Origin of the sequence: Blautia sp. OF03-13 (assembly GCF_003460685.1) — a bacterium.
In the GTDB taxonomy this organism is placed as follows: domain Bacteria; phylum Bacillota; class Clostridia; order Lachnospirales; family Lachnospiraceae; genus Fusicatenibacter; species Fusicatenibacter saccharivorans.
On the sequence record NZ_QTVR01000022.1, the window covers coordinates 13,985 to 28,185 of the forward strand.

Sequence of the window (14,201 nt, forward strand, 5' to 3'; positions counted from 1 at the left end):
CTTTCCCATGTCTGAAAAGCAGTTTTATTCTTTCAGTATGCTCCAGACGGCATCATCCATCGTATGAATTTCGTTCAGATCGCGTTTTTCCACCGCTGCCTTGACCTGCGGTTTTAATTCACGCTTGCGCACGATCGTTTCCTTGCTCTGGAACTTCTCATCCGGCACAACCTGGAGACGGCGGTAGAACGATCCCATCTCATCTCCCATGCCCGCCAGACGGTTCAGCAGCTCGGAAAACTCTGTCAGCATGGCGTTTCCCTTGCGCCGCGGATAAAGAATGCTGTGGTCAATCTCTCCCCAGCCCTCCTCGAACAGCGTCTTAATCTGAATTTCAATGTAGACGCCGCGGTAAACGACAATGTAATGCACCGCACGGTAATGTTTCCGGTCCAGAATGTTCTCCTCCGGAATCCAGTTCACATAGATGTCGGCGTAATCGCCAAGTCTTGTATGGACTTTCGGCGGCTCTGCCATATAGCCCGATGCGTTCTGGTCGTAGTCACGGCCGTAATCACGGATGTATTTTTCCGGATCGTTTTTAAACCAGTGGATAATGTATTTATGGAAGTTTACCCAGTCCTCCCGATACAGCAAGAGTCCCCGGATTCCGATCAGGTCTGTCACATAACGCATGTAGTTTGTCGCATCCATTTTCCGGTATTTTGCATAATTTTCCAGACGCTTGCGCACCAGCTTTTCCACCAGATGTTCGGTGTCCTTCAGGCGGCTGTGGTACGACTGCAGTCCGATCTCTTTTTCCTTGTCCTGCAGAAATTCTGCTACGAATTCTTTTCGGATCTTTTCCAGCGTCGGCCGGCGCCGTTCATAATCGTCCGCAATTTCCAGCAGTTCTTCCCAGGAAATATCTGCCTCTTCAAATTCCTGCGGCAGAATCCCAAATTTCTGCAGAAACTCGTCCTTTGTCAGATACACGTAGATTCCTCGCTCTCTTTGTCAATTCAACGTACAGGTTTCTTTTTTTCAGAACGCACCCCGGAGAAACCCGGCCCCGCTGCGTTCTGACACACCGGAGAGATTATAGCACATTCATCCCCGCTTCACAAGTAAAATCTTTATTTAAGAATGCACATTTCCACTTTAATCTTTCTGCCAATTTCTTAAACTTTCCTTAAGCTGTCTTGATGTTTCACCTGCCCCATGGTAAGATAATCGTGACTTGGCAGAATTGTCTGCTGTTTACACTTACATTAAGAGGGAGGTCTTTTTTATGTGGACTCGAGAGGAACTGAAAACCCGCGGAAAAGCCGCATTTTTACGCAATTACTGGATCTGTGTAGTAGCTGCCCTGATTCTGACTCTGCTGGTCGGAAGCGGTACTTCTAATTCTGGAAATTCCAACAATGACAGCCATCAGACTAACTCGGTCGGTATATCTGGATTTACGATTTCTTCCGATAACTTCAATGTGGAATCCTTTGCAGAAAGATTCACCCCGCTTGGACCGGTTAAATTTGTTTTTACTGTCTTCAGCGGCATTGTACTTCTTGTCATTGGTCTTGCCTTTATTCTGATCCGTATTTTTGTTCTTGCACCATTTGAGGTAGGAGGCTCGAGGTTTTTCATTGAAAACTCAATGGAAAAAGCGGGACTTGGCAACATACTGTTCGGATTCCAGAACGGCTACTATGGAAAAACTGTGTGGACTCTGTTTTTAAAAAATCTTTATATATTCCTCTGGTCGCTGCTTCTTCTGATTCCTGGAATTGTGAAAGCTTATGAATACCGCATGGTTCCTTATCTTCTCGCCGACTACCCGGAACTTTCGACCGAAGAAGCATTCCGCATCAGCCGTGAAATGATGAACGGTGAAAAGATGAATACATTTATTCTTGATCTCTCCTTTATCGGATGGTATATTCTTTCCGGAATCACCTGCAATCTTGTCGGTATTTTCTATCTGTATCCGTACAAATATGCAACCGATGCCGAACTGTTCCTGGTTCTGAAACAGAATTACTTCTCCAGCCGGAGTTATGGCAATACGTATCAGGCTTACTAAACCGCACAAAAAATCAGGTGCTTCTCTTTTTCGGGAAGCACCTGATTTTTTATGTATTTCTTTTTAAATATCTCTTAGATATAATCTTTCATTTCAAAATACCGCATCAGAATATCGGCACAGTTCTCGATGCCAAGATCCGAGGTATTCAGGATCATATGGTAGTTATTGACATCGCCCCATGTCTTTCCGGTATTTTTGTAATAATACTCGGCACGCTGCTTGTCTGTCTCTTCCAGCATCACCTCAGCCGCCTCTCTTGTCAGGGAAAACAGCTTCATGATACGTTTGATCCGATCCTCTTTGTCCGCGCAGACATAAATATTGATGACGTTGCTTTTATCTTTCAGAAACTCCGAAGCACACCGTCCAATGATAATACACGGCTGTTTCGCCAGCTCGCGGATCGCATCCGCCTCAGATTCAAAGGCATTTTCACGCATGCCGTGCTCTACATCGTCCTTATCATATACCGGGATATGCAGTCTCTCGGAAAGTTCTTTCGCAATAATACTCGCCCCAGTACCAAACCGGCGGCTCATCGTAATAACTAAGTTCATTTGCCACTTCCTCCTTCGCACTTCTCATAACGCAAACAAACGCCTTATGACAAATCAAAAAATTTTTCTTTCGCTGTCTCTCATTATAACAAACCCACACCGAAAACTCAAGTTTTTTCGACAGGGGCATGGATCACTCAGGCGATGTGATTTCTTCTATTTTCTTTTTTGCGAAATGATTGAATGCCGCGATAACTCTTCCTGTGCAGACCATGGCTATAACAGTGCCGATTCCGATTCCTACCGGGCGGCCGGTTCCGATGAAGCCGATCGCAAGGGAAATGACGATGGCGGAGAAATCAAAAAGATTTTTTCCGAAACCCATGTTCTTTCCGCAGCGCTCGCCGAGAACTCTTGCCAGGCCGTCGGCCGGGTTTGGGACGATGTTGACGTCTACGGTGACGGCGGCGCCAATTCCGGTCAGGATGATGGCAAGGGCAAGGACGAGAAGCCTCATTCCCATCTGATCAGGGGTCGGGATGATCCAGTCGAAGATGGTAATAAAGGCGCTCGTCAGATAACTTGCGGCAACCTGTAAGAACTGGAACGGCGGGAATTTTCCTTTCAGCAGTACGATCTGCAGTACGATGAAGATCAAATACGCCACGAAGACCGCCGTTCCTGTTTCATAGCCGAAGATCTGTGCCACCGCGTACGGCATGGAAATGATGGGCGATACACCGAGGTTTGTCTTCGTATTCAGTGTGATGCCGAGTGCCAGCACCATAATTCCAATCAGATAAAGCGCAATGCGCAGAATCCATTTTTTTTGTTTTTCCTGCATAATTTTCCCTCTTTTCTTTCTGTACAACATCTTTATCCTAGCACAGATCGGGGAAAATGTACAAGGAACTCCTCGGATATCAGGGCTATTCCTCTTCCAGTACGCATCCTTCCGGCGCATAGGTTTCAAAGAGCCAGTCCTCAAGAGCATTCAGATTATCGTCGGAATGCTCGACCTCGCGCGCGTATCTCCAGGAAAGCTCCTCGATGTCGTGCATGGAAAGCGTTTTTCCATTTTCCAGCCACCGTGCAACCAGGATTTCCTGAATCCAACGGACAGAGAACAGCGCGAGTTCCATTTTGGAACAGACCATATCGTCGTAGACGGCGCCGCAAAAATAGGTGTAGACGAAAAACATCAGAAGCTGCTCACCGATGTTTTCCCACTCTGCACGGCGTTCACCTGCAGCGCCCCAGGTGCGATGGAATTCTTCACAGATGGCCTGATAAGCGGTTTCTCCGTTCTGATACAGCGCTTTTTCTGTGCCGTCAAGCACAGTATCCCATTCCGGACGAAGACGCTCGAGACCGCGGAGAACGGCAAGTTCCTTCACCTGGCGGTCATATGCATGAAAGGATGCAGCATCCACACCTTTTTCCGCAAGGCTCTCCGCCACGCACTCGCTTAAGGTTCCCTCTTCCAGATGCTTTTCATACTTCCGAAGCAGGTCATCGATATCATACTCCCGCTGCTCCTCCATACAGATCTGATACTGTTCTGCGAGCTGCTCTGCCGCCGTCATGCGCTCCTGCAGCGGCAGTTCGCGGTTCTGCAGAATCCGGAACAAAACATCTCTCGTGTCTTCCAGCTGGGAGAACATCATGAAGTCAAACTCTTCAAAATCATCCTCCTCGTCGGTCTCCTCCTCCAGAAAGCGCACCGGCTCTTTGCAGGACAGGATAATCCGTGCAGCTTCCGGGCAGGAAAGGGACAGGGATAATTCACGCAGACCCTCATACTCCTCCGTATGGCGCGGGTAAAGGCGGCAGGTGTCGCATAAGGAATCCGGCCCCAGTTCCTTGTAAAGATCGCAGAGATTTTCATCATTCAGAAAGGCACAGCGGCGGTTGTTCTGGTAAAAACACTCTTCCTCCCAGTCGATCGAATTGCGCAGGCGCTTTCCAAACTCACTCTTCTCATTTCCATACCGCTCCAGGGAATCCTCGTCGATCACGATCTGCCATCCGGCACAGCACGTATCCGGGCAGTCTCCGGCGGTGCATACAAACTGGTCGTAAAAATGTGGTTTTAAATATCTCATGCTTTTTTGTTTCCTTCTTTATATTTCTGTACGATCCACGCACCAGCCTCGCCGACCGGCATGCCGCTTTTTTCTGCAATTACTGCAGCACTCTCGTACTCTGAGTAAATTTTTTCGATCTCGCCGTGGCGGCAGATCTTGACTGTCGCATCGCCGTACTCGGTTGCGATTGTCGCAAACTCGCGTTTCATCACAGTGCGCTCCATCCGGCAGCGGCGGATGCCGATTGTGGTGGTCTCGGCGAATATGATATTTTCCAACGTCTCCCGCGTTGTATCATCACAGATTACATCCAGCTGGTAAGCCGGGCGGTTTTTCTTCATATAGACCGGGATGTAATGGACATCTCTTGCACCTGATCGCAGCAGTTTTCCCATGCAGTAGCCGAGCGCCTCGCCGGTGCAGTCATCAATGTTGCACTCCAGCTTCCAGATCGTATCTTTCTCGTCGTTTTCTTCTGTTTCGAGCATCATCGCACGCAGCAGTGACGGGCGCTCATACGTCCGTTTTCCGGCGCCAAGACCTGTTCTGGTACATTTGAAGGATGCCGGCAGTGTCTCTTTGGTACGGATTGCCGCAACAATGGCTGCTCCGGTCGGTGTGACCAGTTCACCCTGAATTCCGGTCGGAACGAGGGTCAGGCCATGTGCCTGTACGATATTTAAAACAGCCGGTACCGGAACCGGGATCATGCCGTGCTGGCATCTGACAAAGCCGCTTCCCTCGCTGAGACCCGTCACGATGACTTCATCCGGCGCCAGGTTATCCAGACAGACAGCGGCAGCCACAATATCCACGATGGAATCGACAGCTCCCACCTCATGGAAATGCACCTGATCAAGCGGAACGCCATGGGCTTTTGCTTCCGCTTCGGCAAGAATCTGGAAAATCCGCTCCGCCAGCGCTCTTGCTCCCGGTGTCAGACCGCCGCGGCGGATAATCGCAAGAATCTCCGGCAGCCCGCGGTGCTCATGATGGTGATGATGCTCCCCTGTGTGATCGTGGTCATGATGATGCTCGTGATCATGTGGATGGTCATGCACTTCCGCCCCATCCCCGTGCAGATACGCCATATCGTGATCATGGTTCTCATGCTCTGCATCCAGAATCACATTGAAATCGCAGGCATCCAGCCCCGACTTTTTCACTCTTGTAATCGCAATTTCGTATCCCGGCAGTTTCAGGCTTTCCAGTGATTTCTCCAGCACTTCCCGGTCTGCTCCCAGGTCGAGCAGCGCTGCAACGGTCATATCCCCACTGATTCCGCTCCCGCACTCCAGATATAAACTTTTACTCATCTTGATGTACTCCCATTCTGTTAATCTGTGTTGCAATATATCCGGCTCCATAGCCGTTGTCGATATTCACGACAGCAATTCCGTTCGCGCAGGAATTGATCATCGTAAGCAGCGCCGAAAGACCGTTCATGCTGGCCCCGTAGCCAACGGATGTCGGAACAGCAATCACCGGCTTGTCCACCAAGCCGCCGAGCACGCTCGCCAGCGCCCCCTCCATTCCGGCAACGGCTACAACGCAGTTGGCGCTCTGAATCGTATCGAGGCGCGACAGCAGGCGGTGGATACCGCTCACACCGACATCATAGATACGCTCAACGTTTGCACCGAAGTATTCTGCGGTCTGCGCCGCCTCCTCGGCAACGGAAATATCCGCAGTTCCAGCCGTACAGACCGCAATTTTTCCGATCCGCTTCTTGTCTTTCTTTTCTATTTTTAAAATATGCGACAGCGGATCATACACCACTTCCGGAAACTTTTCGCGGATCAGCTCATACTGATGCTCACTGGCTCTCGTTCCGAAAACCTCCCCATCCTGCTCGTACAGACGCGTAAAAATCTTCAGCAGATGTTCATCCGCCTTCCGTGCACAGAAAATGACCTCCGCAAATCCGCTCCGGATTTCACGGTGCGTATCCAGCTTCGCATATCCCATCTCCTCGAACGGCTCTTTTTTGAAATATTTCTCTGCCTCCTCGATCGAGATTTCGTTGTTTTTTACTTTTTCTAATACTTCTCTTGCCTCCAAAACATTCACCTCGTTTTTCTTTTTTCCCTTTTCTTTCACACCCACATACGATGCAACATAAAAAGAAAGCTGAAACCTCTGCTCTGCCAGAACCTTCTCTTTTCTGACACGGCAAATCTCCAGCTTTCTTTATTTTAAACTATGAAGTGCACTTTAAGTCAAGCAGATTCTATACACAAGTATACCCTGCTTTCTGCGTTCCCGCAATCCCTTCTTTTGGCGGTGTGAGTCATCCCGCGTATGGAATTGACTCAAAATATTCATGTTCATCGACACCGTCAATCGTATGTGGAAAACCTTCCGCAGTTTCTATATGGATTCGGCACATCGTTCCATCGGAAAGTTCTGCATCCACATACGTTGTTCCATCTGTCTTTTTCGGAGTCAGCTCTGTTCCGGTCGTAAGCACGATGTTTTCCGGGTTTCCATTGCTGTTAAAAATTTCTGCCGTCAGGGTCGTTCCCTCCTTGACAACCAGCGGTCCTGTCAGCCATCCGATCGTATAGGCATCTTCTTTTGCCTCTGGAAGTCCATCTGCCCCAACACCAACCGTTCGATATCCTGCATATGTCCCAAGCATATAGATCCTGTCAGCCCACTGGAATGCATTCACATCCTGAATTCCTTCGTCTCCGATTCTTCCCTCTGCTTTTCCCGCTTCTGCAATTTCATCAGATGTTACCCGAAAAACCGTCACAGAATGCATGAGATCTTCGCCATAAGATTCCTGATACAGATAATGATCACCATCTGCACTTCGAATCATCCATGTCTCTTCATATCCGCCATACAGTTCTTTCTGATATACCAGACCGTCACAGTTCATCTGCATCGTATAAGCATAAAGTTCCAGATTATGATTGTCCTTTCCATCCCCCTCAAAGGTAAAGGAAAATTCTTCTTCCTTCCCATCCCCGTCGAAATCATCCCGGTAAATTTCTCCTTCTGAGAGCTTCACTGCCGTGGCACCTTTTTCGTTCTCTGCTTCCGTACCCTCTGGCACAACAACCTCTGATCTTTCTGAACTCGCAGCTGTACTTTCTGATCGATTTCCCGCCTCACCTTTCTGAGCTACTCCGCATCCGCTTACCATCGCTGCCGTCAGGCATGCTGCCATGATCCATGCATATTGTTTCATAAAAATCCTCCTTTCTCTTACACCGATCGTCTCTTGATAACTCCATTATACAGAATCCTTCCCCCCCTGCAAGCAATCTCAGAAATTGTAAGATATTGTAAGCAAAACGTAAGAATCCCCGCCGATGCCGCATCAAATGCCGCACCGCCGGGGGATTCTGTAAGTTTAACTGTATTCCGCTGCTTTATTTCTCTGCTTCTCTTTTCTTATCCAGTTTTACATTGCGGAAGTACAGCACCATATCTACGGTGATCTCTGCAATGTTCAGGAAATAGAAAGCCCATGCAAGGAAAAAGATCCAGTCTTTGTCCGGGTTGTTCATATAGCTGATAAATTTGTTGGCAATACCGAAAATATATCCGATCCAGATGAACACCTCAAAGTAAAGGCTCTTTCCTTTTGCTGTTCTTGAAGTCCAGGATTTATAAATGGACAGCGGCCAGGACAGGCCAAAGCACAGGATCATCAGTGCTTCCAGTAAGTGGCTTATCATTTCTACAGTCATGTTTTTCTTCCTCTTTCATTTCTTTTTCTGCCGAAAGTCGCTTGCAAGTGTTAATGCCCTGATGTCTTTCCAGCTTGAGACCTGTCTGAAATAATCAGACAGGTCTATGGTCTCTCTTGTATTTCGTCGTTACAAATGTAACCTTTAGTCTTCTTTATGCGCTTCTAAGTATTCTTTTCTTCCCATCTCATACAGATTATTTCCGTCGCAGTCGATGATAACAAAAAGCGGCATGTCTTCTACTTCCAGACGGCGAAGTGCCTCTGCGCCGAGATCTTCGTATGCGATCAGCTCTGCTTTTTTGATGCATTTTGCAAGCAGTGCGCCGGCTCCGCCGATGGCTCCGAAGTATACGCCATGATATTTCTTCATGGCTTCTACCACTTCCGGAAGACGTGCGCCTTTACCGATCATTCCTCTTGCGCCTACGGACATCATGGTCGGAGCATACGCATCCATACGGCCGCTGGTGGTAGGACCTGCAGATCCGATGACCTGGCCTGGTTTTGCAGGGGTCGGTCCTACGTAGTAAATCGTAGCGTCTGTCGGATCAAACGGGATTTTTTCTCCTCTTGCGAGCGCTTCACACATTCTCTTATGTCCGGCATCACGGGAAGTATAGATGGTTCCGGAAAGATATACGGTATCTCCGGCATGCAGTGTTTTTGCCAGTTCTTCTGTTAAAGGCAGCTGAATATGTTTTTCCATGATCAGATCACCTCCGTTTTATGACGGGTAACATGGCAGTTGATGTTGACTGCACACGGCATTCCCGCGATATGAGTCGGCATTGTCTCAATGTTGAGGCCGATGGCTGTGGTCTTTCCGCCAAAGCCCTGCGGTCCGATGCCGAGTTTGTTGACTTTCTCCAGCATTTCTTTTTCCAGATCTGCGTAGAACGGATCCGGGTTCTCGGAATCGATCGGGCGCATCAGTGCTTTTTTCGCAAGCAGTGCACATTTATCGAAGGTTCCGCCGATACCAACGCCGACTACCATAGGCGGGCATGGGTTCGGGCCTGCTGTCTCAACAACTTCCAGGATGAAATCCTTGATTCCCTGAAGACCTGCGGACGGTTTGAACATACGGATCATACTCATATTTTCGCTTCCGAAGCCTTTCGGGCCTACGGTAACTTTGATCTGCTCGCCAGGAACGATCTCGGTGTAGAGCATAGCCGGTGTATTGTCGCCGGTGTTTCCTCTTCTGACCGGATCTTTGACAACGGATTTTCTTAAGTATCCTTTGTCATATCCTCTTCTGACACCTTCGTTGACTGCCTCTGCAAGATCTCCTCCTGCGATGTGCACATCCTGTCCGATTTCCAGGAAAACACATGCCATTCCGGTATCCTGGCAGATCGGCACGTTCTGTGCGTCTGCGATCTCATAGTTTTCTACGATTTTGTCCAGAACACCTTTTGCAATCTCGCCATCCTCGCAGGCACGGCAGCCTGTGATGGCACATTTTACGTCTTCCGGAAGATGATAGTTTGCTTCGATACAAAGTTTCTCTACCACATCCGTAATGGTACTAGCCTGAATTTCACGCATGGGGTTCTCCACCTTTCTTTACTTCTATGATTTATCGTACCGAAAAACCTTTTGGATTTCAGCACGGAAAGCGTGTCCCGGAAGCGGCTTTTAAACGCCGCCCCCTTCCGACACGCTTTTTCGCGGTTACTGCATTTTACAGGTGTCTTTTACCTGCATAATTCGGCAGAAGCTGCGGAGATACCATACCGGTATCAATACCTGCCTCTTTTAAGATCTCAGCGTATTTCTCAACGTGATCCAGATTCATCTTGCCAAGCGTTACGTCTTTTGCTTTTGCTGCGGCAGCTTTTCCTGCATCGCGACCAAATACAATAACGTCAAGCAGAGAGTTACCCATCAGACGGTTTCTTCCGTGGATTCCTCCGACAGCCTCGCCTGCTACAAGCAGGTTGTTTACCGTATTGGTGAAGCCTTCGCCGTTGATTTCCAGACCGCCGTTCTGATAATGCAGGGTCGGATAAACCAGAATCGGCTCTTTTCTCATATCGATACCATACTGCATGAACATACGGAACATAGCCGGGATTCTCTTCTCGATGGTTCCTTCTCCGTGAAGCAGATCGATCATCGGGGTATCCAGCCATACAGCCTTGCCCTGCGGAGTCTCAACGCCCTCGTTGCGGTCGTCGGAGCATTCACGAATAATGCTTGCTGCGGATACGTCACGGGTTTCCAGTGGATGCATGAAAGCTTCGCCGTCTACGTTTACGAGCATTGCGCCAAGAGAACGTACTTTCTCGGTTACCAGAGCACCGAAGATCTGAGCCGGGTAAGCAGCTCCGGTCGGATGGTACTGAATGGTATCCTGATACAGAAGCGGAGCACCTGCACGGTATCCGAGGATCAGACCGTCAGCGGTTGCACCGTAATGGTTGGAGGTTGGGAAGTTGTTGTAGTGAAGGCGTCCTGCACCACCGGTTGCGATGATGACAGTTTTTGCTTTTGCTACCTGATACTCTCCGGTCTCCATGTTCTGGAGAACAGCACCAGCAACCTGTCCCTTATCGTCTTTGATCAGCTCTACTGCGGATGAGAACTCAACGACCGGAATACCACGGTTGATGACTTCATCACGCAGAGTTCTCATAATCTCTGCGCCGGAGTAGTCACGGCATGCATGCATACGTTTTCTGGATGTTCCGCCGCCGTGTGTTGTTACCATACGGCCGTTCTCATCTTTATCGAACATAACGCCGAGGTTTTCCAGCCAGGAGATTGCATCCGGAGCTTCCATTACGAGCTTGCGAAGCAGTTCCGGTCTTGCAGCAAAATGTCCGCCGCCGAATGCATCAAGATAATGCTGTGCCGGGGAGTCATTCTCTTTGTCTGCTGCCTGGATACCACCCTCTGCCATCATGGTGTTTGCATCACCGATACGAAGCTTGGTGGTAATCATAACGTTTGCGCCTGCCTCGTGTGCTTCGATCGCGGCAGAAGAACCTGCTCCGCCGGCACCGATAACGAGTACGTCTACGTCGTAATCTACTTTGTCAAGGTCAATATCAACACCTAAAATACGGCTGTTGGACTCCAGCAGATAGCCGAGCTCTGTCGGAACTTTCTCACCTTTGTTCGGGCCGACTTTCAGGGTGATGAAGCCTTCCTCTTTATAGTCCGGATGATATGCTGCAAGAAGGGCATCTTTCTCATCCGCTGTCATTCTTCTTGGCTCATTTGCCATTCTCTGGGCTCTGGTAGCTTCCACCTTTTTGATGGATTCCTGCATATTAGCCAGTGTGTACATTCGAATTTCCCTCCTTATTTCTCGATCTCACGGTTATTGTAGAGTTCCTGGATTTCATCGATTGGTTTACCCATCACCTGTTCAATCAGATCATCGAATTTACCTTCGTGAATCTCTTCTACACGGTTTTTCAAATGCTCTGCTTTCGGAACAATGTACTTTCCGTTCAGACGTCTTGCCAGCTCTCCTACCATCGGATGGGAGATTCCGGCCGGACAGCGGGATGCGCAGATTCCGCAGCCGATGCAGTCGAAGGACTCTTCTGCACATTTTTTGAAGTCGCCTCTCTGTGCGTATGCGATATACTGCATAACGTTCAAATCCTGAGGACATCCTTTGGTACATGCATTACATCCAACGCAGCTGTAGATTTCCGGATACAGATCCATCATGACTCTCTGCTCTGCGCTGATCTCTTCGATATCGTAGGTTCTCTTGTCGATCGGATAGAACGGAAGGCTTGCGATATACATACCGTCTTCTACCTGTGTCTGACATGCCAGACAGGTTTTCAGTTCATTTTTTCCTTTGATTCTGTAGATGGTCGCACATGCACCGCAGAATCCGTGACGGCATCCGCATCCGCGTTTTAACTGATATCCGGCGTACTCCATAGCGGTCATGATGGTCAGATCGCCAGGTACGGAATACTTTTTGCCGTAAACGTAAATATTTACCATTTCCTGCATTTTCTTCAACCTCCGTTTAATATTCGTTCGGTAATTCGTCAATCTCGTCGCAGCGGAAAACCGGGCCGTCTTTGCAGACGTATTTGTCTCCGATGTTGCAGCGGCCGCATTTTCCGATACCGCATTTCATACGAAGCTCCAAAGTGGTGTAAACCTGTGTTTTCTCATAGCCCAGCTCCTGAAGTCCCTGAAGAACAAATTTGATCATGATCGGCGGTCCGCAGATCAGAGCTGTTTTGTCAACAGACATATTCAGTTCTTTTACATAGTTCGGAACGAATCCTACATGGCCGTCCCAGCCTTCCTGTTCACGGTCAATCGTCAGATGCACGTTGACATCTTTTGCTTTCGCCCATACTTCCTGGATCTCTTTTAACTGTACCAGATCGTCTTTGGAACGGGAACCGTAAACGATATCTACGGTACCGTAGTTATCACGATTGTCCAGTACGTAATTAATAACAGAACGCAGTGGAGCAAGTCCGATACCTCCGGCGATGAACAGCAGATCCTGTCCTTTTAATACGGTTTCTACCGGGAAATGATTTCCATACGGTCCACGAACCAGGATTTCATCTCCTACGGACATGTTGTGAAGATAATTCGTTAAAGTACCGCACTCCTTGATGGAGAACTCCTGGTACTCTTTGTTTGTCGGGGAAGAGGTAATGGAAAACAGTGCCTCTCCGACACCCGGTACACAGAGCATTGCGCACTGGCCAGGCATATGTTCAAACAGCTTGGTGCCGTCCGGACGAACGATACGGAATGTTTTTACGTCCGGTGTTTCGCGGCGGATATCTGTGATGATACCGACCTGCGGCAGCAAAGCGTTTTTCTTTTCTTCGCTTCCACAACTACAATTGCACATTTACTTGGTACCTCCCATGCGTTTGATTACTTTGACAATGTTCAGCGACTGCGGGCATTTCTCTACGCAGCGTCCACATCCGACGCAGGAATACATTCCGTCGTTGTTGTCCGGGAAGTATACCAGTTTGTGCATGAAACGCTGACGGAAACGCTGCAGCTGTGTGGTACGGTTGTTTCCTGCTGCCATCATGGTGAAATCAGAGTACATGCAGGAATCCCAGCAGCGGTAACGCTGTACACCGTTTCCGGTGTTAAAGTCTTTGATATCGTAGCACTGGCAGGTCGGGCAGGAGAACGTACAGGTTCCGCAGCCTAAGCAGGCATCGGAAAGTTCTTTCCACTTCGGATCGTCAAAACGTTCTTTTGTCTTGCCAACGCCCCATCCCTCGAGGGAAAGGTTGCTGTTTGGCATCTTGTCGATCAGAGTACGGATTGCTTCTTTCTCAGCCTCTACTTCTTTGGTAAGATCCTGCTCGGTCAGGTAAGCTTTTACAAGCTCGGTCAGTTTCTGGCCTTTTTCGGTTTTTGCTTCCCATGCATAACCGTCAGCTACCTGCCACATAGCAACATCTGCTGCCGGTTCTGCAGCATCGATGCCGAAGGTTTTACAGAAGCAGCTGTCTTCCGGCTCATGACAAGCCAGGGAAACAACGATGCCGTGCTCTCTTCTTGCTGCATAGTAAACGTCTGCAGGCTCGCTTAAGAAAACGCGGTCCAGAACATCGAACGCTCTGACATCGCACGGACGAACGCCGAAGATAGCAAACGGTGCGTCTTTTAATGCAGCCGGTTCAATGCTGGTTTTATTTGCCTTCTGATAGCAGGAGTAAAGAATTTCACTCTGCGGGAAAAAGGCATCTTTCGGGGATTTTACGGTTTTTAAGGTATCGAGATCCACGTCTGCGTCCTCGGTCCAGAAACCGAAATTGGTAATTCCATTGTTTTGTACCGGAAGGAAAAGATCCATCTCCTTTGCAACAGCGGCAAGGAGCTCCGGCATTTTTTCTCTGCTAATCTGATACATC

15 protein-coding genes are annotated in these 14,201 nt (G+C 48.8%); 1 reads left to right on the forward strand and 14 read right to left on the reverse strand.

The window, feature by feature from the left end; genetic code table 11:
• Positions 1–24: 24 nt before the first annotated feature.
• Complete coding sequence (locus DXA55_RS14150; protein ID WP_070103676.1) at positions 25–936, reverse strand: hypothetical protein; 912 nt, start codon at positions 934–936, stop codon at positions 25–27.
• Between the two features lie 295 nt (positions 937–1,231).
• Between DXA55_RS14150 and DXA55_RS14155 the strand changes: the two genes are divergently transcribed.
• Positions 1,232–2,023 (forward strand): DUF975 family protein, encoded by a 792-nt coding sequence (locus DXA55_RS14155; RefSeq protein ID WP_055219356.1) that lies wholly within the window; start codon positions 1,232–1,234, stop codon positions 2,021–2,023.
• Between the two features lie 74 nt (positions 2,024–2,097).
• Here DXA55_RS14155 and DXA55_RS14160 read toward each other — a convergent pair whose 3' ends face one another.
• From DXA55_RS14160 to DXA55_RS14220, 13 genes are all read right to left on the reverse strand, one after another.
• On the reverse strand, positions 2,098–2,583 hold the full coding sequence (locus tag DXA55_RS14160) for a cytidylate kinase-like family protein (protein ID WP_022461910.1): 486 nt from the start codon (positions 2,581–2,583) through the stop codon (positions 2,098–2,100).
• 133 nt (positions 2,584–2,716) lie between these two features.
• Entirely contained in the window at positions 2,717–3,367 is a 651-nt protein-coding gene (locus DXA55_RS14165; protein ID WP_055265401.1) for a YczE/YyaS/YitT family protein, read from the reverse strand.
• 85 nt (positions 3,368–3,452) lie between these two features.
• The gene (gene fliB, locus DXA55_RS14170) at positions 3,453–4,628 is read right to left on the reverse strand and encodes a flagellin lysine-N-methylase (RefSeq protein ID WP_055265399.1); all 1,176 of its coding nucleotides are present in this window, start codon (positions 4,626–4,628) and stop codon (positions 3,453–3,455) included.
• Positions 4,625–5,926 carry a nickel pincer cofactor biosynthesis protein LarC gene (gene larC / locus DXA55_RS14175; protein ID WP_117814490.1) on the reverse strand — a complete coding sequence of 434 codons (1,302 nt, stop codon included), beginning with the start codon at positions 5,924–5,926 and terminating at the stop codon, positions 4,625–4,627. The genes fliB and larC overlap by 4 nt, the downstream gene beginning before the upstream one ends.
• The gene (larB, locus tag DXA55_RS14180) at positions 5,919–6,671 is read right to left on the reverse strand and encodes a nickel pincer cofactor biosynthesis protein LarB (protein WP_055219567.1); all 753 of its coding nucleotides are present in this window, start codon (positions 6,669–6,671) and stop codon (positions 5,919–5,921) included. The genes larC and larB overlap by 8 nt, the downstream gene beginning before the upstream one ends.
• Positions 6,672–6,900: 229 nt before the next feature.
• Entirely contained in the window at positions 6,901–7,809 is a 909-nt protein-coding gene (locus DXA55_RS14185) for a hypothetical protein (RefSeq protein ID WP_117814491.1), read from the reverse strand.
• Positions 7,810–7,993: 184 nt separating this feature from the next.
• Positions 7,994–8,314 (reverse strand): hypothetical protein, encoded by a 321-nt coding sequence (locus DXA55_RS14190; protein WP_022461179.1) that lies wholly within the window; start codon positions 8,312–8,314, stop codon positions 7,994–7,996.
• A gap of 144 nt (positions 8,315–8,458) precedes the next feature.
• Positions 8,459–9,022 carry a Fe-S-containing hydro-lyase gene (locus tag DXA55_RS14195; protein ID WP_022461178.1) on the reverse strand — a complete coding sequence of 188 codons (564 nt, stop codon included), beginning with the start codon at positions 9,020–9,022 and terminating at the stop codon, positions 8,459–8,461.
• A 2-nt stretch (positions 9,023–9,024) separates the two neighbouring features.
• Positions 9,025–9,867 carry a fumarate hydratase gene (locus tag DXA55_RS14200; RefSeq protein WP_022461177.1) on the reverse strand — a complete coding sequence of 281 codons (843 nt, stop codon included), beginning with the start codon at positions 9,865–9,867 and terminating at the stop codon, positions 9,025–9,027.
• A gap of 136 nt (positions 9,868–10,003) precedes the next feature.
• On the reverse strand, positions 10,004–11,614 hold the full coding sequence (locus DXA55_RS14205) for an FAD-binding protein (RefSeq protein ID WP_022461176.1): 1,611 nt from the start codon (positions 11,612–11,614) through the stop codon (positions 10,004–10,006).
• Positions 11,615–11,628: 14 nt separating this feature from the next.
• On the reverse strand, positions 11,629–12,303 hold the full coding sequence (locus tag DXA55_RS14210; protein ID WP_055219362.1) for a 4Fe-4S dicluster domain-containing protein: 675 nt from the start codon (positions 12,301–12,303) through the stop codon (positions 11,629–11,631).
• A 16-nt stretch (positions 12,304–12,319) separates the two neighbouring features.
• Positions 12,320–13,174: an FAD/NAD(P)-binding protein gene (locus DXA55_RS14215; RefSeq protein WP_022461174.1), complete on the reverse strand. Its 855-nt coding sequence runs from the start codon at positions 13,172–13,174 to the stop codon at positions 12,320–12,322.
• The gene (locus DXA55_RS14220) at positions 13,175–14,200 is read right to left on the reverse strand and encodes a 4Fe-4S dicluster domain-containing protein (RefSeq protein WP_117801696.1); all 1,026 of its coding nucleotides are present in this window, start codon (positions 14,198–14,200) and stop codon (positions 13,175–13,177) included.
• Position 14,201 lies beyond the last annotated feature (1 nt).

Bases quoted from the DNA above. Each gene is read 5' to 3' on its own strand.
- DXA55_RS14220 (WP_117801696.1), bottom strand. From the start codon at position 14,200: ATGTATCAGATTAGCAGAGAAAAAATGCCGGAGCTCCTTGCCGCTGTT.
- DXA55_RS14185 (WP_117814491.1), bottom strand. From the start codon at position 7,809: ATGAAACAATATGCATGGATCATGGCAGCATGCCTGACGGCAGCGATG.
- DXA55_RS14200 (WP_022461177.1), bottom strand. From the start codon at position 9,867: ATGCGTGAAATTCAGGCTAGTACCATTACGGATGTGGTAGAGAAACTT.
- DXA55_RS14210 (WP_055219362.1), bottom strand. From the start codon at position 12,303: ATGCAGGAAATGGTAAATATTTACGTTTACGGCAAAAAGTATTCCGTA.
- fliB (WP_055265399.1), bottom strand. From the start codon at position 4,628: ATGAGATATTTAAAACCACATTTTTACGACCAGTTTGTATGCACCGCC.
- DXA55_RS14155 (WP_055219356.1), top strand. From the start codon at position 1,232: ATGTGGACTCGAGAGGAACTGAAAACCCGCGGAAAAGCCGCATTTTTA.
- DXA55_RS14215 (WP_022461174.1), bottom strand. From the start codon at position 13,174: ATGTGCAATTGTAGTTGTGGAAGCGAAGAAAAGAAAAACGCTTTGCTG.
- DXA55_RS14195 (WP_022461178.1), bottom strand. From the start codon at position 9,022: ATGGAAAAACATATTCAGCTGCCTTTAACAGAAGAACTGGCAAAAACA.
- DXA55_RS14205 (WP_022461176.1), bottom strand. From the start codon at position 11,614: ATGTACACACTGGCTAATATGCAGGAATCCATCAAAAAGGTGGAAGCT.
- DXA55_RS14165 (WP_055265401.1), bottom strand. From the start codon at position 3,367: ATGCAGGAAAAACAAAAAAAATGGATTCTGCGCATTGCGCTTTATCTG.
- DXA55_RS14160 (WP_022461910.1), bottom strand. From the start codon at position 2,583: ATGAACTTAGTTATTACGATGAGCCGCCGGTTTGGTACTGGGGCGAGT.
- DXA55_RS14190 (WP_022461179.1), bottom strand. From the start codon at position 8,314: ATGACTGTAGAAATGATAAGCCACTTACTGGAAGCACTGATGATCCTG.
- larC (WP_117814490.1), bottom strand. From the start codon at position 5,926: ATGAGTAAAAGTTTATATCTGGAGTGCGGGAGCGGAATCAGTGGGGAT.